18 protein-coding genes are annotated in these 20325 nt (G+C 66.9%); 6 read left to right on the top strand and 12 right to left on the bottom strand.

All coding sequences use genetic code 11. The annotated features are described in order from the left end of the window. Position 1 precedes the first annotated feature (1 nt). The 3 genes from ACV7NQ_RS15605 to ACV7NQ_RS15595 form a co-directional block, all read right to left on the bottom strand. Positions 2 to 1651 (bottom strand): glycosyltransferase family 87 protein, encoded by a 1650-nt coding sequence (locus ACV7NQ_RS15605; RefSeq protein ID WP_463365683.1) that lies wholly within the window; start codon positions 1649 to 1651, stop codon positions 2 to 4. Between the two features lie 264 nt (positions 1652 to 1915). Beyond that, entirely contained in the window at positions 1916 to 4300 is a 2385-nt protein-coding gene (locus ACV7NQ_RS15600; protein ID WP_463360323.1) for a transglycosylase domain-containing protein, read from the bottom strand. Between the two features lie 430 nt (positions 4301 to 4730). Continuing rightward, complete coding sequence (locus ACV7NQ_RS15595; RefSeq protein ID WP_463360322.1) at positions 4731 to 5147, bottom strand: DUF5318 domain-containing protein; 417 nt, start codon at positions 5145 to 5147, stop codon at positions 4731 to 4733. Positions 5148 to 5259: 112 nt separating this feature from the next. Between ACV7NQ_RS15595 and ACV7NQ_RS15590 the strand changes: the two genes are divergently transcribed. From ACV7NQ_RS15590 to ACV7NQ_RS15575, 4 genes are all read left to right on the top strand, one after another. Beyond that, positions 5260 to 6381, top strand: a complete 1122-nt coding sequence (locus tag ACV7NQ_RS15590; protein WP_463360321.1) for a DUF1707 SHOCT-like domain-containing protein — start codon at positions 5260 to 5262, stop codon at positions 6379 to 6381. Between the two features lie 7 nt (positions 6382 to 6388). Beyond that, entirely contained in the window at positions 6389 to 7201 is an 813-nt protein-coding gene (locus tag ACV7NQ_RS15585; protein WP_463360320.1) for a DUF1707 SHOCT-like domain-containing protein, read from the top strand. A 124-nt stretch (positions 7202 to 7325) separates the two neighbouring features. Beyond that, positions 7326 to 7883 (top strand): PadR family transcriptional regulator, encoded by a 558-nt coding sequence (locus tag ACV7NQ_RS15580; protein WP_463360319.1) that lies wholly within the window; start codon positions 7326 to 7328, stop codon positions 7881 to 7883. Further along, positions 7876 to 8967 (top strand): inositol-3-phosphate synthase, encoded by a 1092-nt coding sequence (locus ACV7NQ_RS15575; protein WP_463360318.1) that lies wholly within the window; start codon positions 7876 to 7878, stop codon positions 8965 to 8967. The genes ACV7NQ_RS15580 and ACV7NQ_RS15575 overlap by 8 nt, the downstream gene beginning before the upstream one ends. Before the next feature lie 226 nt (positions 8968 to 9193). Here ACV7NQ_RS15575 and ACV7NQ_RS15570 read toward each other — a convergent pair whose 3' ends face one another. The 6 genes from ACV7NQ_RS15570 to ACV7NQ_RS15545 all read right to left on the bottom strand — a co-directional run bounded on the left by ACV7NQ_RS15570 (position 9194) and on the right by ACV7NQ_RS15545 (position 16076). Then, entirely contained in the window at positions 9194 to 9619 is a 426-nt protein-coding gene (locus ACV7NQ_RS15570) for a GyrI-like domain-containing protein (protein WP_463360317.1), read from the bottom strand. 9 nt (positions 9620 to 9628) lie between these two features. Beyond that, on the bottom strand, positions 9629 to 10087 hold the full coding sequence (locus ACV7NQ_RS15565; protein WP_463360316.1) for a GyrI-like domain-containing protein: 459 nt from the start codon (positions 10085 to 10087) through the stop codon (positions 9629 to 9631). A gap of 162 nt (positions 10088 to 10249) precedes the next feature. Next, positions 10250 to 12529 carry a transglycosylase domain-containing protein gene (locus ACV7NQ_RS15560; RefSeq protein WP_463360315.1) on the bottom strand — a complete coding sequence of 760 codons (2280 nt, stop codon included), beginning with the start codon at positions 12527 to 12529 and terminating at the stop codon, positions 10250 to 10252. Positions 12530 to 12789: 260 nt separating this feature from the next. Continuing rightward, positions 12790 to 13668: a carbohydrate ABC transporter permease gene (locus ACV7NQ_RS15555; RefSeq protein WP_463360314.1), complete on the bottom strand. Its 879-nt coding sequence runs from the start codon at positions 13666 to 13668 to the stop codon at positions 12790 to 12792. Beyond that, positions 13668 to 14690 (bottom strand): carbohydrate ABC transporter permease, encoded by a 1023-nt coding sequence (locus tag ACV7NQ_RS15550; RefSeq protein WP_463360313.1) that lies wholly within the window; start codon positions 14688 to 14690, stop codon positions 13668 to 13670. The genes ACV7NQ_RS15555 and ACV7NQ_RS15550 overlap by 1 nt, the downstream gene beginning before the upstream one ends. Before the next feature lie 84 nt (positions 14691 to 14774). Further along, positions 14775 to 16076 (bottom strand): ABC transporter substrate-binding protein, encoded by a 1302-nt coding sequence (locus tag ACV7NQ_RS15545; RefSeq protein ID WP_463360312.1) that lies wholly within the window; start codon positions 16074 to 16076, stop codon positions 14775 to 14777. A 191-nt stretch (positions 16077 to 16267) separates the two neighbouring features. On the opposite strand from ACV7NQ_RS15545, the gene ACV7NQ_RS15540 reads away from it, so the two are divergent. Both ACV7NQ_RS15540 and ACV7NQ_RS15535 read left to right on the top strand, forming a co-directional pair. Further along, complete coding sequence (locus ACV7NQ_RS15540) at positions 16268 to 17122, top strand: DUF2786 domain-containing protein (RefSeq protein ID WP_463360311.1); 855 nt, start codon at positions 16268 to 16270, stop codon at positions 17120 to 17122. 76 nt (positions 17123 to 17198) lie between these two features. Beyond that, on the top strand, positions 17199 to 17717 hold the full coding sequence (locus ACV7NQ_RS15535) for a TIGR04338 family metallohydrolase (protein WP_463360310.1): 519 nt from the start codon (positions 17199 to 17201) through the stop codon (positions 17715 to 17717). A gap of 58 nt (positions 17718 to 17775) precedes the next feature. On the opposite strand, the gene ACV7NQ_RS15530 is transcribed toward ACV7NQ_RS15535, so the two are convergent. The 3 genes from ACV7NQ_RS15530 to ACV7NQ_RS15520 all read right to left on the bottom strand — a co-directional run bounded on the left by ACV7NQ_RS15530 (position 17776) and on the right by ACV7NQ_RS15520 (position 20301). Then, a complete protein-coding gene (locus ACV7NQ_RS15530) occupies positions 17776 to 18762 on the bottom strand; it encodes an o-succinylbenzoate synthase (protein WP_463360309.1) in 987 nt (328 codons plus the stop codon). Between the two features lie 115 nt (positions 18763 to 18877). Continuing rightward, a complete protein-coding gene (locus ACV7NQ_RS15525) occupies positions 18878 to 19681 on the bottom strand; it encodes an SDR family oxidoreductase (RefSeq protein WP_463360308.1) in 804 nt (267 codons plus the stop codon). Further along, positions 19678 to 20301, bottom strand: a complete 624-nt coding sequence (locus ACV7NQ_RS15520; RefSeq protein ID WP_463360307.1) for a TetR/AcrR family transcriptional regulator — start codon at positions 20299 to 20301, stop codon at positions 19678 to 19680. Before ACV7NQ_RS15520 ends, ACV7NQ_RS15525 begins: the two co-directional genes overlap by 4 nt. Between the last annotated feature and the right edge of the window lie 24 nt (positions 20302 to 20325).

Below are 20325 nucleotides of genomic sequence, written 5' to 3'. Positions count from 1 at the left end.
GTCAAGTGCGGGCCACGGCGACTCGTGGACGCAGCGGTTCCGGCAACCACGGCAGCAATGGATCCGGGGCCCGATCGACGATGCCGCCGATCGGGTCGTCGACGAAGTCGCGGCGGACCAGGTCTTCTTCAGGTCGATAGATCTGCCGAACGATCAAGGCGCACAGGGCCAATACCGCGAGATCGCGCAGCAAGACGGTCCCGGTGAACCACTGCTCGGGCAGGCCCTTGCGGTCCAGCCCGAGGTAGTAGAACATCCGCGGCGCCCAGACCAGCGCGTCGATGGTCATCCAGGCCAACAGAATTCGCCGGTGCGGCAGCGCCAGGGCGGCGAGCGGAACCAGCCACAGCGAATACTGCGGGCTCCACACCTTGTTGGTCAGCAGGAACGCGGCGACCACCAGGAAGCATAGCTGCGCGAGCCGGGGCCGTCGCGGCGCGGTGAGCGCGATGTAGCCGATCAGCAGGCAGGCGCCGACGAACACCAGCAGCGACACCAGGTTGAGGATGGTCGGCTGCTGGTTGTGTTTGATATCCCCGTCGAAGCCGAGCCAGCCGGTGAACGAGGTGATCACGTTGTAGATGGAGTCGGGGTCGGCGTGCCGGGTGGTGTTGAGCCGGAAAAACTCTCGCCATCCGCTCGGATACAGCAGGGCGATCGGCAGGTTCACCGCCAGCCAGGTCCCGGCCGCCGCAGCGACGGTGACGGCGGCCGCACCGAGCGGCCGCGCGCTCAGGAGCCGGATGCGTTCCCGAGCCCAGGTCAGCATCGTCTGCCAGCTGTCGATATCGCGCGCCCGCAGGCCGATCTGGGTGCTCGGCACCCGGTGCATCGGGTCGGCACGCAGGCACAGCACCACGATCGGACCGAGCAGCAGCAGTGGATACAGCTTGGCCGCGCCGCCGAGACCCAGCAGCAGACCGGCGAGCATGGGCCGCCTGCGCGCCCAGGCGAGCAGGCCGGTCGCCGCGAATGCCGTTGCCAGCGCATCGAAATTGGTGAAAGCGTGCACGAGCACCAGGGGCGAACAGGCGATCATCGCCGCATCCCAGATCCGGCGTCCGGCCAGCTGGGCCGACGCCCACACGGTGATCAGCCAGCCCATGGCCAAGCCGACCGCGACGACGTTGAAGTAGACCACCACCTGCAGCGCGCCGGGCAGCGGCAAGGTGTCCCAGGTCTTGGCGATCTCCATGGCGACGTACTGGTACAGGCCCGACAGCACCGGATACTCCATGTACCTGGTCTCGGTGCCGCCGTCGGGTGTCGCGTCGGTCCAGGACTTCTTATAGGGGAACGCGCCCTCGTTCAGCCGCTCGGCGCCGTAGAGCGGCACGGTGTCCGAATAGCACATGGCCACGTACTGCCGACCGTTGTTCCAGTCGAGCGTGACTGAGCCGTCCGAGGCGGTGGTCTGTTGGATGCACGGCGCCTTGGTCGCCCAGCCGAGGGCGAGGAACACCAACGCGAAGGCCAGCAGCACCCGGATCGGGGTCCAGAACCGGACCCGGCCGATGAGCGCGTGGTCACCGACCGGCCCGCCGACAACGGTGCACAGCTGCGCCGTCAGAGAATCATTGCGGCTGGGCCGGTCTCGGCCGTCGGCGGAGCGCAGATCCGGTGCGAGCGGAGCCGGGGCCGTGTAGTGCATCGCGCCGGACTGTTCCCCACCGGACTGCGGCACACTCCCAAACGTCGCCTCGACAACCACTTGCTGATCGGTCACGGCACCCAAGCCTAATAGGCGCGGCCGGACACGGTCCGTCCGCAGCCCACCCCGGGCCCAGCGCATGCGCGGCGAGGCAGCCGCATGTGCGCGGGGCCGAGCGGAGGCGAGGCAGCCGCATGTGCGCCGGGCCGAGCGGAGGCGAGGCAGCCGCATGTGCGCCGGGCCGAGCGGAGGCGAGGCAGCCGCCTACCGGCTGCGTGTCGGCTGGGTTCCGTACGCACCCTGCCCCTGGTCACCTGAGTATCCATTGGTGGGGCGCGGCGATCCGGTTGCCGTCGGCGACGAGCCGTCGGCCGGAGCCACCGGCTGGCCGGGCAGCGGTCCCGCTCCCGGGTCCTGTTCGCGCTGCTGCTGCTGCTGCCGCTGGTTCGGCTGCACACCGGGCACCGGGATGGTGATGCCGGGCAGAATCTCCACTTGGCTCGGAACGACAACCACCGGCGGCAGGAACGGGGCGTCCGGGGCGGACGGCGGGGTGTAGGGGGCGGACCACGCGGGCACGCCCGCCTGGCCCCTGATCGGGGCGGGCTTCGGGAAGGCCTCGTTGGTGGTGCCCTGCAGGGCACCGTCCATCGTGGCCTTCCAAATGTCGGAGGGCAGCCCGGAACCGTAGATCATGCCGCCGCTGTCGGTGCGCAGCGCCGAGTTGTCGATGGAGCCGACCCACACGGCCGTCGACAGCGACGGGGTGTAACCGACCATCCAGGCGTCCTTGTTCTCGTCGGTGTCTCCGAGCTGGGCGGTACCGGTCTTTGTCGCCGACTCGCGGCCACCCGCCAGGTTGTGGTTGCGCGAATAGGCCGCGATGGGCTCCATCGCCGCGGTCACGTTGTCGGCCACAGCCTCGGAGACGCGGCGCTCGCCCGCCACCTGGCCGCGATCCAGCAGCACCTGGCCGTCCGCGGTCACCACCTTCTGCACGAAGTGCGGGGCGTGATACATGCCGGAGGCGGCCAGCGTCGCGTAGGCAGAGGCCATATCGAGCACCCTGGCCTGGTACTGGCCGAGCACGATGCCGTTGTTCGGGCCGGAGCCGTCCGGCTCGGTCAGCGACTTGCCTACACCGGGGATGGTTTCCGGAATGCCGAGCTTGTGCGCCATATCGGCGATCTTCTGCGGGCCGTTCTGCATGTCCTGCTCCATGCGGTAGAAGCTGGTGTTCAACGACCGCTTCAGCGCCTCGGCGATGGTGCATGTGCCACAGGTTTCATTCGCGACGTTGGTGATCTTGATGCCGTTCACGGTCACCGGTGAGCTGTCGTACATCTGCGACAGCGGGATTCCGAGCTCGAGGTTCTCCGCGAGAGCGAACACCTTGAACGACGATCCGGGCTGCAGGCCCGCGTTGGCGAAGTCGTAGCCCTGACCGTCGCTGCCGCCGTAGTAGGCGCGCACTGCACCGGTGCGCGGATCAACCGACACCGCCGCGGTCCGCAGCTTGTCCGGCTCGCCCTCCATCGTCTTGTTCGCCGCGTTGACGGCAGCCTGCTGCGCCTTCTGGTCGATGGTGGTGGTGATCTGCAGGCCCGCGGTGTTCAGCTGCTGCTCGCTGATGCCCGCGGCCGAAAGCTCCTTGAGCACCTGGGTCTTGATCAGACCCTCGGGCCCGGTGTCCATACTCTTGTCTTTGGTCGAGGCCACCGTGACCACCTGCGGGTACTGCAGGCCCTGGCGCTGTTCGGGCTTGAGATTTCCGCCGGAGACCATGCCGTCGAGCACGTAGTTCCAGCGCGTCTTCGCGCCCTCCGGGTTCTTCTCCGGGTCCAGGCCGGAAGGCTGCTGGATGGTGGCGGCGAGGACCGCGCCCTCCTCCAGCGTCAGATCCTGCACGGGCTTGGCGAAGTAGGCCTTCGCCGCCGCGTCGATGCCGTAGGCGCCGCGGCCGAAGTAGATGGTGTTCAGGTAGGCGGCGAGGATCTCGTCCTTGCTCCACTGCCGCGCCATCTTCGCCGAGATGACCAGTTCGTGCAGCTTGCGGGTCAGCGAGCGTTCGTCGCCGACCATCGCGTTCTTCACGTACTGCTGAGTGATCGTCGAACCACCGCCCGCGCTTTGCTTACCGAGGATGTTGTCGCGTGCGGCGCGCGCGAAACCGGAGATGGAGAAGCCGGGGTTGGTGTAGAAATCCCGGTCCTCGGCCGCGATCACCGCGTTGCGCACCTGCGGCGGAATCTGGTCGATGGTGACGTCGGTGCGGTTGCCCTCGGGCGGCACCACCTTGCTGATCACCGAGGTGCCGTCGGCGGCCAAGATCGTCGCGACCTGGTTGGTCCTGAGATCGCCGGGCTTGGGCACCGAGACGGTCGAGTAGGCGACCAGGAAGACGGCGCTGGGCACCACGATGGCCAGCGCGAGCAGCACATAGATCGTGCGGCGGACGATCCGCCACGGCGACTTCTTTTTGTTCGCGCCGGGGCCACGTCTGCCGGGTCCGTCGGATCCCCCGCCCCCGCCGCCGTTGCGGCGCGGTGGCGGTCCGGATGGCGGGGCGCCCGCGGTCCGCGCTCGGCGCTCACCATTGGGTCCGGCGCCGGTGCCTGCCGCCCGTTGCGGCCGATTGCGCTCGGCCACCGCATCGTTCAGCGAGCCGGCCCGCTGGATCCGCTGGGTTGGCTGGACGGCATTGGGTGCGCCGCTTGGCTGCGGACGCCCATGCGGCGGGCGCTGCGGCGGGGGTCCGGGCCGGTGCCGCGGCTGAGGGCCGCGCGGCTCGCCGGGATGGGGACCGCCCTGCGGCTGCGGACGGGGACCACCAGGCGGGGGGCCGGGTCGAGCGCCGGGCGGGGGACCAGCGGGCCGCTGATTCGGGTACGGAGGTTGTGAACTTCGCTGAGTACGGCCGCCGTGCGGTTCATCGCCGTAGGGGGAAGTCTCGTAGGGCGAATTCACTGACAAGATCTCCATAACTCGTAACGGTCTGCGGGGCTCGGTGCGGTCGTTGATACCGCGGCGGACGCGTGGGGGCTCCGCGTGTCACCTGACGGGCAGATGACCATGCACATTATTCGACGGCGCGCCGCTTGGCTCGAGTGCCCGTGCGACGGCGCGGGGGTGCCGGAGCGGTACCGAGCACGTAGGACTGCACCAGATGATTCCAGCTGCAGCTCCGGCATACCTCGACGACATGAACCGAGAACTCTTCGCGAGTCTCGGCCAGGCGTATCAATTCCTCCGGTGTGCGAGCCGAACCTGCCACCTGTCCAAGGCCGTCGCCGTAGACCCAGGATACGAGCGTGAGCTGTTCTTTCCGGCAGATAGGGCATGTGACCTCGCTCCCCCGACCGTGGAACTTCGCCGCACGCAACAGGTAGGGATTCGCATCACACACCTCGGCGACATCGACACGGCCGGCATAGACGTCAGCCAGCAGCGACCGGCGCCGGAGCGCATAGTCGACCACTTGCCGCTGAATTCGCACAGAACCAGAGTAGCGGTGATGCAAACGGGCCGCGTCGGGCTGTGATGGATTGCCGGGCCCGTAACGGGTCCGAACAGGGATATCGGCGCTACAGGCCGACTAGTATTCGTCTGTGTCCACAGCAGCATCCGGGCGCACGCGTGCGCGTGACCTCGACCGCGCGAATACCTGTAGCGTGCTGGATGCCGCATATGCCGAGGGGCAGCTCGGCGCCGACGAGTATCACGACCGAACGACGCAGGCCATGGCGGCGAAGTCGGTCGGCGAGTTGGAGCGTCTGGTCGGCGATCTGCAAGTGCCAACGGCGGTACGCGATTTGGTGCCCGCGCAGCCGGCCCCGCCGCGAAATCTGTTGCGACGCCCCAGATCTGCGGATGGTTATCCTGATCACACGCGGGCCCGTGACGCCGATCGCGCCACTGCCTGCCAACTGCTGGACATCGGGCGCAGCGATGGCCAGCTCACCGAGGAAGAACACCAGACCCTCACCGAACTCGCCGGCGAAGCCAAGACTCTCGGCGACCTGGCCGGGCTGGTCGACGATCTGCAGCGACCGACCGACGCCCCGCCGCTGCCCCAACCGCCGCACTCGAATCGGCGGCAGTGGTTTCTGATCGGCGTCACGACGGCCGCCGTCTGCGCGGCGGTGGTCACCTTCGCGCTGACCAGCCGAGCCTCCGACCCCGCGCCGCTGCCTGCCGCGAAACCCGTCGCCGCGCCCGCACCGGACCTGGGTTCCGTGCAACCGGTGGTGGTGGCGACGCCCAATCTACTTACCCGCGAGGGACTTACGCTGTTCCTGACGAGGTACCGAGAGAAATTCGGCGATCTGCAAGTCGACGAGCTGAGACTGTTCGACGACTTTGGGCACCTATCACGTGCGGTGGCGGGCCAGCCGAATCGCCTGGTCAGCTTCGACTATCGGGGCGGCTTCGAGCAGAGCGGCGCCGTCACCAGCCGCAAGCCCGACAGGTCCGCCGCCGATCTGGCCGATCTGAATATCGCGGCCATCTCCGATGCGCTGACCGGCGCGGCCGCCACGCTTCGGGTGCCGAACGGGGCGGTCAACCAGATATCGGTCGAGGTCAATGACTCCGGTACCTACAGTTATTACGGCATCGCCAAAGGTGCGCCGTTCGTCTCGATCTACGCGGGCAACAAGTTCAACGAGTCCGGTCACATGATCTTGACTCCGGCGGGCGAGATAACTCGCGCGTGGCCGTTCGAAGGGTGATCGAGTAATGGCAACGACGCGCTACGGCGGAATCCGGGCCCGCGACACCGACCGGGCCGATGTCTGCGGCCTGCTCGACGCCGCGCTGGCCGATGGTCAGCTTACCGCGGACGAGCACGCCGCTCGGACCGCAAAGGCGATGCGTGCCATGTCTTTCGGCGAGTTGGACGACGTCGTCGGCGATCTGCAGATACCGGACGATCTGGTCGACGCGCCGGTGGTCCGCGTCGATCGCCGCCGCCCGCGGCGCTGGCTGGCGCCAGTGGCCGTCGTGGTGGCGGCCGCGCTGATCGGCGCCGGGGTCGGCGCAATCACCCGCTGTGCCGCGGACACGTCCGGACCGGCAGGACAGTCCGTGTCGGCCAAGAACGTGCCGGTGCTTACCACCGGCGTGGGTCTGGCGTACTTCATCGACCGATACCGAGCCGAGTTCGGCGACACCAAGGCCGACGAGGTCACGATGTATCCCGAATACGCGATCTTCACGCGGCAGGTGGCGGGCGACCCGACCCACTCCGCCCGGTATCACTACGACGGCAGTTTCGGTAAGCCGACGACAGCCGCAGGGCGCAAACCCGATGTGCGCACCTTCGACCTCGCCACCATGGACCTGCGCGCCGTCACCGGACTGCTGGCCGGTGCGCCGCAGTCGACGAAGATGCCCGATGGCGCCGTGACGCACATCGGCATCGAGTTCGCCGCCGGTAGTTCGACCGACATGCCAACTCTCGCCGTGTATACGACGAACACGGCAGGCGCCTCGGGCTTCCTGACCCTGACCTTCGCCGGGGAGCCCTTGCGGGTATCCGTCCCTAGCTGACCTCCGCCACCTGCGCAAACACCTCATCTATCGGCGAAGACTGTCTTTGGTTATATCGCTCCGATATAGTGGGAATTCGCATCCATCGGTTAGGTCTGTACACAAGTCAGGGAGGTGAAGCCCGATGCTCGAGCTGGCAATTCTCGGGCTGCTCCTCGAATCGCCCATGCACGGGTACGAGCTGCGCAAGCGGCTGACCGGTTTGCTCGGGCCGTTTCGGGCCTTCTCCTACGGGTCGCTCTACCCGACACTGCGCCGAATGCAGACCGACGGGCTGATCGCGGAGGAGAACGTCGCCGGCGTGACCATGCGCCGCGCGCGGCGGGTCTATCAACTGACGTCGGCCGGGCGGGAGCGGTTCACCGAACTGCTCGCCGACACCGGCCCGCAGAACTACACCGACGACGGCTTCGGCGTCCACCTGGCGTTTTTCAGCCGCACCCCCGCGGAAGCGCGGATGCGGATTCTGGAGGGCAGGCGGCGGCAGGTCGAGGAGCGCCGAGAGGGACTGCGGGAGGCGATCAAAAAGGCCAGCGGGTCGCTGGATCGCTACACCCGCCAACTCCACCAACTCGGTCTGGAATCAAGCGAGCGCGAAGTGCGCTGGCTCAACGAGTTGATTGCAGCGGAGCAATCGACGAATGCGGCACCACAGAAAGAGGGAAACATCGGCCATGACTGAAACGAACCAGGCTGACACAGTTCGCGTGGCCATCGTAGGCGTGGGTAACTGCGCATCTTCCTTGGTCCAAGGCGTGCAGTACTACAAGGATGCCGACGAAACCGCGACCGTGCCGGGTCTCATGCACGTCAAGTTCGGCAAGTACCACGTCCGCGATGTCAAGTTCGTCGCTGCGTTCGACGTCGACGCCAAGAAGGTCGGCTTCGATTTGTCCGAGGCGATTTTCGCCAGCGAGAACAACACCATCAAGATCTCCGATGTGCCACCGAGCGACGTTGTCGTGCAGCGCGGCCCGACCCTCGATGGCATCGGCAAGTACTACGCCGAGACCATCGAGCTGTCGGAGGCCGAGTCGGTCGACGTGGTCAAGGTGCTGAAGGACAACAAGGTCGACGTCCTGGTGTCCTACCTGCCTGTGGGTTCCGAGCAGGCCGGCAAGTTCTACGCCCAGTGCGCCATCGACGCGGGTGTCGCCTTCGTCAACGCGCTGCCGGTGTTCATCGCGTCGGACCCGGAGTGGGCCGCCAAGTTCACCGACGCCGGTGTCCCGATCGTCGGTGACGACATCAAGAGCCAGGTCGGCGCGACCATCACCCACCGCGTGATGGCCAAGCTGTTCGAGGACCGCGGCGTGCAGCTCGACCGCACCATGCAGCTGAACGTCGGCGGCAACATGGACTTCAAGAACATGCTCGAGCGCGAGCGCCTGGAGTCGAAGAAGATCTCCAAGACCCAGTCTGTCACCAGCAACCTGAAGAAGGAATTGGGTGCCGGCGACGTGCACATCGGTCCGTCCGATCACGTCGGCTGGCTCGACGACCGCAAGTGGGCCTACGTCCGGCTCGAGGGCCGCGCCTTCGGTGACGTGCCGCTGAACCTGGAGTACAAGCTCGAGGTGTGGGACTCGCCCAACTCCGCCGGCATCATCATCGACGCCGTGCGCGCCGCCAAGATCGCGCTGGACCGCGGCATCGGCGGCCCGGTTATCCCGGCCTCGGCCTACCTGATGAAGTCCCCGCCGAAGCAGCTGGCCGACGACGTGGCGCGCACCCAGCTCGAGGCATTCATCATCGGCAGTGTTTGATTTGCAGCGCCTGCGGCGCTGCGTGTTCGCGGCCCCGAAGGCTCGCGTCCGAGCTGCCGAGACTCGCGACTGCGTCGCGTGCGCTTCGGCCACTCGGACGCGAGCCGGGCCGCGAACGTTAGTGCTCGATCTCGCTTCGCTCGGAAACTGTAGTGCAGTCGATGGGTAACGATCGAGGGCCGGACTCGCGAAAATCCGCGAGTCCGGCCCTCGATCGTTGTGAACATCAGTCGAGCGAGACGTACACCTCAACCGACGTCGGTCCGGTATAGCGCTCGATCTCAGCGGTGTGTGAACGGGTGATGGTGCCCGCGCTTTCGGCCTTGCGGACTTGCGCCCACGCGGTGCGCAACAGGTCGTAAGGCTTATCGGAGACAACGAATTTCGCGTAGCGACCCTGCGGCAACCGGGTCACCACATCGCCGGAATCCATCTCGTCCATCGAGCCCACCTCGTAGCCGAGCACGGCCACCGCGTGATCGTTCTGGCCGATGTAGGCCGCGACGCGCGGCACGTTCTTCTCCCGTGCCAGGTACCGGTCCCAGGTGAAGTTCACCAGGTCCAGATCGCGCGCGGTCACCTCGCGGCCGGCCAGCGGAACAGTAAGTCCGGCGACCAGGCTTTCATCCAATGTGACTATCTCGAAGTCCACAGCCAGTTCCTACTCGTCGACCTGATCGTCTGCCAGCGCCACGAAGACCTCGACGGTGCGCACGTCCGGATAGTGCTCCGAATCCCCGGTGTAGGCGCGCACGAGCCGCCCTGCGGCCTCCGCATCCCACACGGCGCGCCAAATGCTGACGATCGTGTCCCCAAGGTTGTCGCCGCTCGCGGTGAAGCGCGCGAAACGACCCGCGGGCACCCGCGCCAGCACATCACCGGGCAGCAGATCGGCGAGACTGCGGCAGTGGTAGCCGACGATGTGGGTCAGATACGAGTTGATTTCCGGCGCGTGGTCGACGTACGCGGTCGTCGGCGGCCCGGGCAGCGAGCGAGCCAGATTGCGCTTCCACGCTTCTTCGACCCTCGCGCGGCGCGGTCCTTCGACCGCGAGCGCCGGGCTGCGAAGTACTGTTCCCGCCACCAGCGTCTCGGGACGGTCAACGACATTGAAATCCACCGGCGTTGCCCCTATGTCTAGTCTTTCGTCGTTGCTCGAGCGCCTATCCTTCCGCATCGATCTTGCGGCCGGTGCCGCCGCCCTCGCTTTTCTTTCTTACTCTGGCAAACGATGCTGCCACGTCCTGCGTTCCCTGCGGCAGGAGTGGTCGTAGTTTTGCCATCAACCGGGCACCGGGATGCTCAATCCTGGGAATATCTCGACCTGCTTGGGCGTGGGCGGCGCCGGTGGGATCACGATGACCGGCTCCTGCGGCGGCGCCTTCGGCGGCGCCTTCGGCGGGTTCAGTATGTCGTAGCTACCGCCGGAGGGCTTGCTGTTATCCACAGGGCCCTGGGCCGGGAACTGTTCGATCGGGGTGCCGTCCAGCGCGCCGTCCATCGTCTGTTTCCAGATGTCGGCGGGTAGGCCGGAGCCGTAGATGTCGGCGCCGCGCGCGGTCCGGATCGGCTGCGACTGGGCGGTGCCGATCCACACCGCGGTCGATAGCGACGGGGTGAAGCCGATCGTCCAGGCGTCCTTGTTCAGATTGGTGTCGCCGAGCTGCGTGGTGCCGGTCTTGGCGGCCGATGGGCGGCCACCGGCCAGGTTGTGCCCGTTGGCGTACGCCGCGATGGGCATCATCGCCTGGGCGGTCTTATCGGCGATGCTATGGGGGATGCGCTGCTGGCCCGGCGGCTGCTGCTTGCCGATCTGCTGTTCGGGCGCGCTCCGATCCAGCAGCACCCGGCCGTCGCCGGCCACCACTCGCTGCACGAAGTACGGCTGGTGATAGACACCGGAATTGGCGATCGTCGCGTAGGCGGATGCCATATCGATGGGGCGAACCAGATACTGCCCCAATACGATTCCGTTCAGCGGTCGGTCACCGTCCTCGGTGAGGGTCTTGCCGGCGACGCCGGGGATCTGCTCCGGGATGCCCGCCTGATGGGCCGCGTCGGCGATCGCCTTCGGCCCGTCGAACATCGACATCGTCAGCCGGTAGAAGCTGGTGTTCAGCGAGCGCTTCAACGCCTCGGCAATGGTGCATTTACCGCACGATTCGCCGTCCACATTGGTGATCTTGTCGCCGCGATCGGTCACCGGAGAGCTGTCGATCACCCGCGAGAGCGGAATGCTCTGCTGCAGTGCGGCAATCACCGCGAACACCTTGAACGCCGACCCGGTCTGCAGCGGCGCCTGCGCGAAATCGAAGCCGACGCCATCGTTGCCGCCATAGTAGGCGCGCACCGCGCCGGAGCGCGGGTCGATCGACACCACTGCGCTGCGCAGCTCGGGCGGCTGCGGATCCAGCCGGCCGTGCACAGCGCCGAGCGCGGACTGCTGGGCCCGCGCGTCGATAGTGCTGATGATCTGCAACGCGCCGGTATTCAGATCCCGTTCGCTGATCCCGGCGTTGCGCAGTTCGCGAAGCACCTGGGCCCGGATCAGGCCCTCGGGTCCGCGGGCTACGTTGTCGTCGGGGATCTGGGTGATCGGGATGATCGGCGGGAATGTCGTCGCGTCGCGATCACCGGGCGCAAGTACCCCCATCTCCACCATGCCGTTCAGCACGTACTTCCAGCGGTCTTTGAGCTCGGTGAGACGGGTCTCCGGATCCAGCAGCGAGGGGGTGCGGATGACCGCGGCAAGCACCGCGCCCTCGGCCAGGGTCAGCTGCGGTACCGGCTTGTCGAAGTATGCCTTCGCCGCCGCCGCGACACCGTAGGCGCCACGGCCGTAGTAGATGGTGTTGAGGTAGGCGGTGAGGATATCGTCCTTGCTCCACTGCCGCGCCATCTTCGCCGCGATGACCAGCTCACGCATCTTCCTGGTGAGGGTGCGTTCGGAGCCGAGGAAGGCGTTCTTCACATACTGCTGGGTGATGGTGGAACCACCGCCCGCGTCCTCGCGCCCGAGTACGTTGTCGCGGGCGGCGCGCAGGAATCCGGAGGTCGAGTAGCCGGGGTTGCTGTAGAAGTTGCGGTCTTCGGCCGAGAGTACTGCGTCGCGGACCGGTTGCGGCACGTCGCTCAGCGGCACCGGCGTCCGATTTCCTTCGGGTGGAACGACTTTGGCGATAACTGTGGTGGTGTCCGAGGCGAGGATGGTGGCGATCTGTTTGGTCTGCATCGAGTCCGGATCGGGAATCTCGGCGCTCCAGTAGACCAGCATGAGCAGCACCGACGGTACCGCGACGAAGATGATGAACAGTGCGAGCACCAGCCGGCGGAACCGTTCGGCGCGGGTGCGCGGCTGCCGATCGGTCGGGGTCGGCACGGGCCCGGCGGGCTTGGTCGCGTCGCCCGATGCGGCCGGGTGACTGCTGCGCTTGCTCGCCGAGGTGGTTTTCCGCTCTTTCCATCCGGCGACGGAGGCATAGGGGGCGGCCGACGTTTTACCCCGCGTACCGCGTCGAGGGCTACCGCGTTTTCGCCGCTTGCCGAACGAGCGCACGATCATCTCCTCCCGGAGCGTCGGTCGAACTCACCTGCAGGGACAACGATCGGAAACCGGGTCTTGGCCCAGCATAGACATCTGGACAACCGCGTCAAAGGGATCGACGACGATAACACGCACCCCTACGAAGCGGACCGATCTCGGCTGCCTTACTCAGGTCGGATCCGTCGCAGCATAGGTAACCACAGGGTGCCCCACGTCGTTTCGAGCGAAGCGAGATCGAGCACTGAAGTTCGCGGCGCCGCAGGCGCTACAAATCAGACTCAGCTCTTGATGCCGCCCGCGGTCAGGCCGGAGATGATCCGACGCTGGAACAGCAGAACCATGATGACCAGCGGAATGGTAACCATGGTGCCAGCCGCCATGATGGCGGTGTAGGGCTGCACCAGTGGGTTGTTGCCGGAGAAGCGGGCGATCGCGACGGTCACCGGTTCGGTCTTGTCGCTGGAAAGCAAACGCGCAAGCAGGTATTCGTTCACGGCGGCGATGAACGCGAGGATAGCGGTGGTGAACACCGCGGGGGCGGCCAGCGGCAGCATCACCAGCCGGAACGCCTGCATCTTGGTCGCACCGTCGATCCGCGCGGCTTCCTCCAGCTCCCAAGGCAATTCGGCGAAGAACGAGGCCAGGATGTAGACGGTCATCGGCAGCACGAACGAAATGTTCGGGATGATCATCGCCTGGTATTGGCCGATCCAGCCCAGGTTGGTGAACAGCTGGAACAGCGGCGTCACCAGCACGACCACCGGGAACATCGAGGCGCTCAGGATCAGCCCCGACACCAGGTATTTGCCCTTGAAGGTGAGCCGGGCCAGCGCGTAGGCGGCCATCACGCCGAGCACGAGGGCGAATGCGGTGGTGAACGCGCCGATGATGACGCTGTTGAGTAGCGCCTTGCCGAAATCGTTGCCGCGGCTGGTGTCGAAGGCGTTGCGGAAGTTCTCGAACGTGACGTGCGTGGGCCACGGGGTGTTGTCGAAGGTGTAGTCCGGATTGCGGAACGCCGTGACGGCCATCCAATAGAACGGGCCGAGTCCCCACACCAGCACGATCAGCGCACCGAGATACAGCCGCACCGAACCGAGCCGCTTGGTCCACGGAACCGCGCGCACTGCGGGCCTGTTGGTCGTAGCAGCCACCATCAGTGCGCCTCCCGCTGTTCTTCCTGGGTCCGAACGGCATTGGCGCCGAGGACCTTCACCAACAAAAAGGCCACGGCGAAGATGAGCAGGAAGGTGATCGTCGACAACGCGGCCGCACTGTTCGGGCCTTGGCGGACCTGCTCGACCACCAGCGCCGAAATCGGGCGGGTAGCCGGGTTGCCCAGCGTCATGATCGCGGGCAGGTCGTACAGGCGCAGCCCGTCCATTGTGCGGAACAGCACCGCGACCAGCAGCGCCGGCTTGAGCAGCGGCAGGGTGATCTGGGTGAAGCGCTGCCAGGCCGAGGCTCCGTCGACCTTGGCGGCCTCGTATACGTCGGCCGGGATCACCTGCAGCCCGGCGAGCAGCAGAAGTGCCATGAACGGCGTCGTCTTCCAAACGTCGGCGGCGATCACCGCGAACCGCGCGGGCCACGCCTCGGAGGTCCACAGGATGTGGGTGCCGAGCACCCGGTTCACCACCCCGTCGTACTGGAACATGAACTCCCACAGTCGCGCTGTGACCGCGGTCGGGATCGCCCACGGAACCAGCACAGCGGCCCGCAGCAGTGCCCGGCCACGGAAGGTCTTGCCCATGACCATGGCCATGCCGAGGCCGAGTGTCGCCTCGATCGTCACCGTGACCACGGTGAAGAACAGCGTCACACCGATCGCAAGCCAGAACTGCGAGCCGAGATTGCCGGTCGGGCAGGAGACCGTCTCGCCACCGGCCTGACATTGCTGCAGCAGCCAGTGCGTGTAGTTCGAGAACCCGGCGCTGCCGCCCTCGACGAACATGCCGGTCGCCGGATCGAGCCCGGCATCCTTCTGGAACGACATATAGATCGCCCGAAATACCGGATAGCCCACGACGACGGCGAGCGTCAGCAACACCGGCGTGACGAATAGCCACGCCTTGCCGGAACTCTTTAGGTCCCATGCCAACTTCGCGCCGAAATCGCGTTTCCTCGGCTGATCGTTGTCGCTCGACACGCGTGTGACCGTTCCCGAAGGATCCGACACCGTTTCTCTCCTACGGGCTCGTCGGGTCTGCTGCCGCCAGCGACTGCTTGCATTGCAGGTCGCTCGAAACAGCATTCCTTACCGCTACGATCCGGCCGTCTCGATACCCTTTTGCATGCCGGTGATCGCGTCGTCGACGGACTTGTTGCCGTTCAGCGCGGCAAAAGCGTTGTCCTGGATGGCCTTCGACACCGCTGGGTAGAACGGGGTCACCGGACGCGGCACGGCGCTTGCGATCGAGTCCTTGAGCGCGGGCAGGTACGGCATCTTGGCGATCAGGGCCGGGTCGTCATACATGGATGCGCGCACCGAGGGCAGCGCCCCGGCCGCGACGATGTGCTGCGCGTCCTCGCTGATCAGGAAACGCAGGAAGTCGAGCGCAGTGGCCTTGTTTTTGGAGAACGCGCTGATGGCGGCGTTGTAGCCGCCGAGGGTCGAGGCGCCGACGCCGTTCTCGCCGGGCAGCGGCGCGACCGCGAACTTGTCCTTCACTGCGGAGGATTCGGAGCTGGCGTCACCGTAGGTGGACGGCCAGCCGCGCAGGAACATCAGCTTGCCCTGGGTGAAGGCGGCGCCGCTCTCGGGCTCCTTGAAGGTGATCGCTTCCTTGGGGATGTCGCCGCTCTTGTAGGCGTCCACCAGCTGCTCGAGCCCGGCGCGGGCCTGCGGGCTGTTCACCGTCGGGGTCTTGCCGTCGGCGCCGACGAAGGTGCCGCCGAAGGCATTGATCACCTCGGCGGTGTTCACCGTCAGGCCTTCGTACGGCGCGAACTGGCCTGCGTAGCAACCGATGTTGTTCTGCTTGGCGACCGGACACTGCGCGAGCATCTCGCTCCACGTCTTGGGCGGGTTCGGCACCAGGTCCTTGCGGTAGAACAAGAGACCGCCGTTGGTGTTTCGGGGCGCCGCGTACAGCACGTTGTTGTAGGTGGCGCTGGCGACCGGCGGCGAGAGCAACGCGGAGGTGTCGATCGCGAAGGAGTCCTTCAGCGGCTGGATCCAGCCCTTCGCGGCGAACTCGGCGGTCCACGGCACGTCCAGCGCGACCACGTCGTAGCTGGACTGCTTGGAACGCATATGCTCGACCAGGTCGTCGTACTGCTGCGAGGCGTCGTTCGACTGCTCCTTGAACGTCACCTGCTCGTTGGGATGCGAGGCGTTCCAGCGCTCGATGAGCTGCTTGACCGCACCGGTTTCGGTGGTGTCCTTGCCCTCGACGTAGGTGATCGGGCCGCGACCGCTGAGGTTCTGGCCGGTCGGGTTGCCCCCGCTGTCGCTAGAGCACGCGGCTGTGAACGTTGCCGTCAGCAGTGCCACCGAGGCGGCAGCCAGCGCCGCTCGAGGCACGAGCGACGATCGTAGGGACGACACCTTCTTCAAAGCCATCGCGAACACTCCAAAGGTCGAGACGTGAGCACCAGCACACCAGAGGTGCACAACGGAAGATACATGGTGTTCATCTGACATGCCGGATTACGTCTTCTCTCGGATCGTTGGGAAGTGGCCGCGGCTCCGCTCGTCCGAGTGCGGGTCGACGGACGCACGACGCCCGGCGACGCCTATTAGGCTGACGGGCGATGACTTCGCCGAATGCGGTTCCCGACCGGATGCTCACGCGCATCGGTGGATTGCTGCGCAAGGCCGAATCCACCGATAACGAACACGAGGCCGAGGCGTTCCTCGCCGCGGCGCAGCGGCTGGCAACCAGATCCTCGATCGATCTGACGGTGGCTCGTGCGCACGTCGCGGGGCGTGAGCGCAAGCCGACCCCGGTGCAGCGGGTCATTCCGATCGGCGAGCCGGGTAAAAAGGGCTTGCGCACCTACGTGCAACTGTTCGTCGCGATCGCGGCTGCCAACGATGTGCGCTGCGATGTTGCGCGAACCTCGACTCAGGTCTACGCCTACGGCTTCGATTCCGATATCGATACCTGCGAGGCGCTGTACACCAGCCTGCTCGTACAGATGGTGCGGGCGTCCGATCAGTACATCAAGTCGGGGCAATATCGATCGGCCACCGTGGAGAAGGTGGTCACCGAAAAGAGGCGGGGACAGCAGGTGCAGCGCCGGGTGCAGGCCCCGGTCGCGGCGGTGACGGCCCGACTGAACTTCCAGATGGCCTTCGCCGCCAGGATCGGGCGTCGACTGGCCGCGGTGAAGGCGGAGGTCGAGGCCGAGGTGGCCCCCGCCGACAGCCCGGCCGGGGGCACCGCGCTCGCGCTGCGCAATAAGGAAATCGAACTCACCGACTTCTACTCGAAGACCTCGCAGGCGCGCGGGACCTGGCGCGGCCCGCAGGCCTCGGCCGGGCATTCGGCGGCGGCGCGGCGCGCGGGCGATCGTGCCGGGCAGGCGGCCAGGCTGGGTACCTCGCCCGAACTCGGCGCCGCCCGTGGGCAATTGACGCAGGGTGACGGCGGCGCGTCGGCATGAGTGCGCGCCGACCGTCGGCAGTCTCCGGTCGGCTTGCCGCCATGGGTGAACACGGTTGCCCAGGGTGCTCGTCCCGGTGAGCCCGCGAGATACCCAGCGCGCCAAGGTATACGACGCGGAACAGCTGGTACGCGGCGTGTTCGAACGGGCTGACGAGCACGGCAACCGCACGGTCGAGATATACGGATCACACCTCACCCTGCCGATCGAGCGCCACTTCGCCTCGGTCGATTCGGTCCAGACCTACACCGATAAGGTGCTGCGACTCAATTGGGTTCGCGCGCAATGGGATCGGGCCGCAGTGCCGGTGCTGGTCCGGTCGCGCGCCGGAGCGACGGCCGCGCATTACGAACCGGCCCACGCCGTCCTGGCGGTGCCGCTGCACACCGGTGGCAGCGCATGGGCGTTGCGCGAACTCGTTGTGCTGCATGAGCTTGCCCATCATCTGGAGTCGGCGCCCGCGTCGGTCGCGCCACATGGCCCGGAATTTTGCGCGCGGTACCTGGAGCTGCTCGACGGTGTCATCGGGCCGGAGGCGGGGCTGTTGATGCGGGCGACGATGGTGGGGTGCGGGGTTCGGCTGGGCCCGGCCTGATCGGACACTTCCGACCCCGAATCGCAGTTTCCCGACGGTACTTGCGATTGGTGTCCGACTAGGCCGAGCTCACGAGTCGCCGCACCCGGGCAAAGCGATCGCGCCACCAGCTCACTCGCTCCGGGTCAGGGTGCCGGTAGCGCTCGAGCAGCGCGGGGTCGGGCTCCGGCGGGGTGCGTGGGACGACGAGGAATCCGTCGACCGGGCGCGATGATTCGGTGACCACATCGCCCTTGAACAGCGATACGGTGCCGAGTCCGCAGGCGAAGTCGAGTTCGGGCAGTGCGCCCGCGAGGGCGAGTTGCGCGGCCAGGCCGACACTTGTCTCCAGGGCTGAGGACACCACGCATGGCAGGCCCGCGGCCGCGGCGACCTGCATGGCACGCCTAACCCCGCCGAGTGGGGTGCATTTCAGCACCGCGATATCGGCGGCGCCCGCGACCGCGACGCGCAACGGATCCTCGGCGCGGCGGATGGATTCGTCGGCGGCGATGCGCACATCGACCCGGCGGCGCACCGCGGCCAGCTCCTCGATGGTCCGGCATGGCTGTTCGACGTACTCCAAACCGCCTGCGGCCCGGTCGATTCGAGTGATGTGCGCGACCGCGGTATCCACATCCCACACGGCGTTGGCGTCCACCCGGATCGCACCGGCCGGACCGAGCGCATCCCGCACCACCGCCACCCGAGCCAGGTCTTCGGCGAGCGAATCGGGATGGTCGGCAACCTTCACCTTGGCGGTGCGGCACCCGGATCCGGCGACGATCTCGTGCGCGCGTTCGGGATCCACCGCGGGCACCGTGCAATTGATCGGGATCAGCTCGCGCACCGGCGCCGGCCAGCCCGTCGTCACCTGCTCGTATGCGGTGGCCAGCCAGCCCGCCGCTTCCCGATCGTCGTACTCGGGAAACGGACAGAACTCGCCCCAGCCGAGCGGCCCACGCAGCAGCATCCCCTCACGCACCGTGATGCCGCGGAAGCGGGTCCGCATCGGTATGGCGTAGACGACGGTCTCGGTGATGGCGTCCTGGTCGGCGGTGCTCACCACCGCCACCCTACGGACGCGGATCGGCCACCTGCTGCACGCACGTCGATATTGAGGTACGGCCCCGCGGCGCGCGGGGCCGAGAAGCGACCTCTCGACGCCCGGTGCCGCTCGCTCAGCGGAAGTCGGTGGCGTGGTCGGTCGCCCACTGCGCGTAGGTCCGCGCGGGAACACCGGTCACCGCTTCGGAGGTTGGCCCGACCGGTGCGGGTCCGGTACCGGCCTGCGCCCACGCGTCGAGCACCGGCTTGAAAACGAACTCCGCGGCTTGCTCGTAGGTCAGCTCGACCAATGCAATCGGTTCACCGAGGGCCGCTGCGATGGTGTCGACCATGGTCCGCTGCGACAGCGATTCGGGTCCGGTCAGCGTGTAGGTCTGGCCCGCGTGCCCGGGCTGGGTGAGTGCGGTGACGGCTGCGGCCGCGATGTCGGCCTCGTGGATCGGATTCAGCTGCACCTCCGGGAAGGGCAGGCGCACGATGCGTTCCGATCTGATGGACGACTTCCACCAGCGGGCGTTGGCCGCGAACGCGCCCGGGCGCAGCACGGTGAGCGGCAGGCCGGATTCCCGCAGCGGTCGCTCCACTGCGAGATGGCGTGAGCCGATCGGATTGTCGTCACTGACTGCCGCGATCGACGAGAGCAACGCCACATGCGCCACCTCGTCTTCCTGCGCGGCACTGATGAAATTCGCGATGCCCTCGTGCGCGGCGTACAGAAAGACTCGGTCCACGCCGTCGAGTGCGGCGGTCACCGAGGTCGGGTCGGTCATGTCGAGGCCGACCAGCTCCACTCCGTCGGGCACGGTGGTCTGGGTGGGGTCGGAACTGGCCGCCCGCACCGATTTTCCGGCGGTGAGCAACTGATCGATGACGGCGCGGCCGACGATGCCGCGGGCGCCGGTGACGAGGTAGGTCACGGGGTGTCTCCTTCGAGATGTGATTGCGCGAGATGAGCGAGGATGCGGCGCAATTGCTCGCCGTAGCGTTGCTCGAATTCCGGTGTCCGCGCTTCGATCCCGAACAGTTCGCGGACCTGTGCGGGCAGTAGCAGTGGGGCGATCACCATGCCCATCACCGCGAGCTGGAACGAGGCGGGGTCGAGATCGGCGGCGATCTCGCCGTGTTCCTGCCGTCGCCGGGTTTCGACCAGATCCGCCTCGGTGATCGGCTTCTGGTCTCCGGCGGGGGCTTCGTCGGACAGGCCACGCCACATGAGTAGCCGGATGCCGCGCGGGTCGGTGAGGGCGTGGTTCAGGTAGCGGGTCACGACGTCGCCGAGTGGCTGGGCGGGGTCGGCGATATCCGACTCCTGGTCCAGCCATTGCCGCTGCAGGGCCTGGTAGAGGCCCTCTTTGCCGCCAAAGTAGTAGGTGATGAGCTGCTTGTTGACCCCGGCGCGAGTGGCGATGTCCCCTACTCGGGCCCCCGCGTAACCCCTGGCCGAGAACTCGTCGAAGGCAGCGTCGAGCAGGCAGCGCTTGGTGCGTTCGGCATCGCGGACGCGAGCGCCGGGTTCGGGGGTTCGGTGGGTGGGCACGAAGCCGAGGATAGCCGATAATTT

The organism is Nocardia sp. Tas62D01 (assembly GCF_055232035.1).
The sequence above is the reverse complement of the archived record's forward strand: the minus strand, read 5'-3'. Positions and strand labels throughout refer to the sequence as shown.

What these genes read in the sequence shown, in the direction of transcription:
- ACV7NQ_RS15605 (WP_463365683.1), bottom strand. Translation starts at nt 1,651, where the DNA reads ATGCACTACACGGCCCCGGCTCCGCTCGCACCGGATCTGCGCTCCGCC.
- ACV7NQ_RS15585 (WP_463360320.1), top strand. Translation starts at nt 6,389, where the DNA reads ATGGCAACGACGCGCTACGGCGGAATCCGGGCCCGCGACACCGACCGG.
- ACV7NQ_RS15580 (WP_463360319.1), top strand. Translation starts at nt 7,326, where the DNA reads ATGCTCGAGCTGGCAATTCTCGGGCTGCTCCTCGAATCGCCCATGCAC.
- ACV7NQ_RS15575 (WP_463360318.1), top strand. Translation starts at nt 7,876, where the DNA reads ATGACTGAAACGAACCAGGCTGACACAGTTCGCGTGGCCATCGTAGGC.
- ACV7NQ_RS15560 (WP_463360315.1), bottom strand. Translation starts at nt 12,529, where the DNA reads ATGATCGTGCGCTCGTTCGGCAAGCGGCGAAAACGCGGTAGCCCTCGA.
- ACV7NQ_RS15555 (WP_463360314.1), bottom strand. Translation starts at nt 13,668, where the DNA reads ATGGTGGCTGCTACGACCAACAGGCCCGCAGTGCGCGCGGTTCCGTGG.
- ACV7NQ_RS15545 (WP_463360312.1), bottom strand. Translation starts at nt 16,076, where the DNA reads ATGGCTTTGAAGAAGGTGTCGTCCCTACGATCGTCGCTCGTGCCTCGA.
- ACV7NQ_RS15540 (WP_463360311.1), top strand. Translation starts at nt 16,268, where the DNA reads ATGACTTCGCCGAATGCGGTTCCCGACCGGATGCTCACGCGCATCGGT.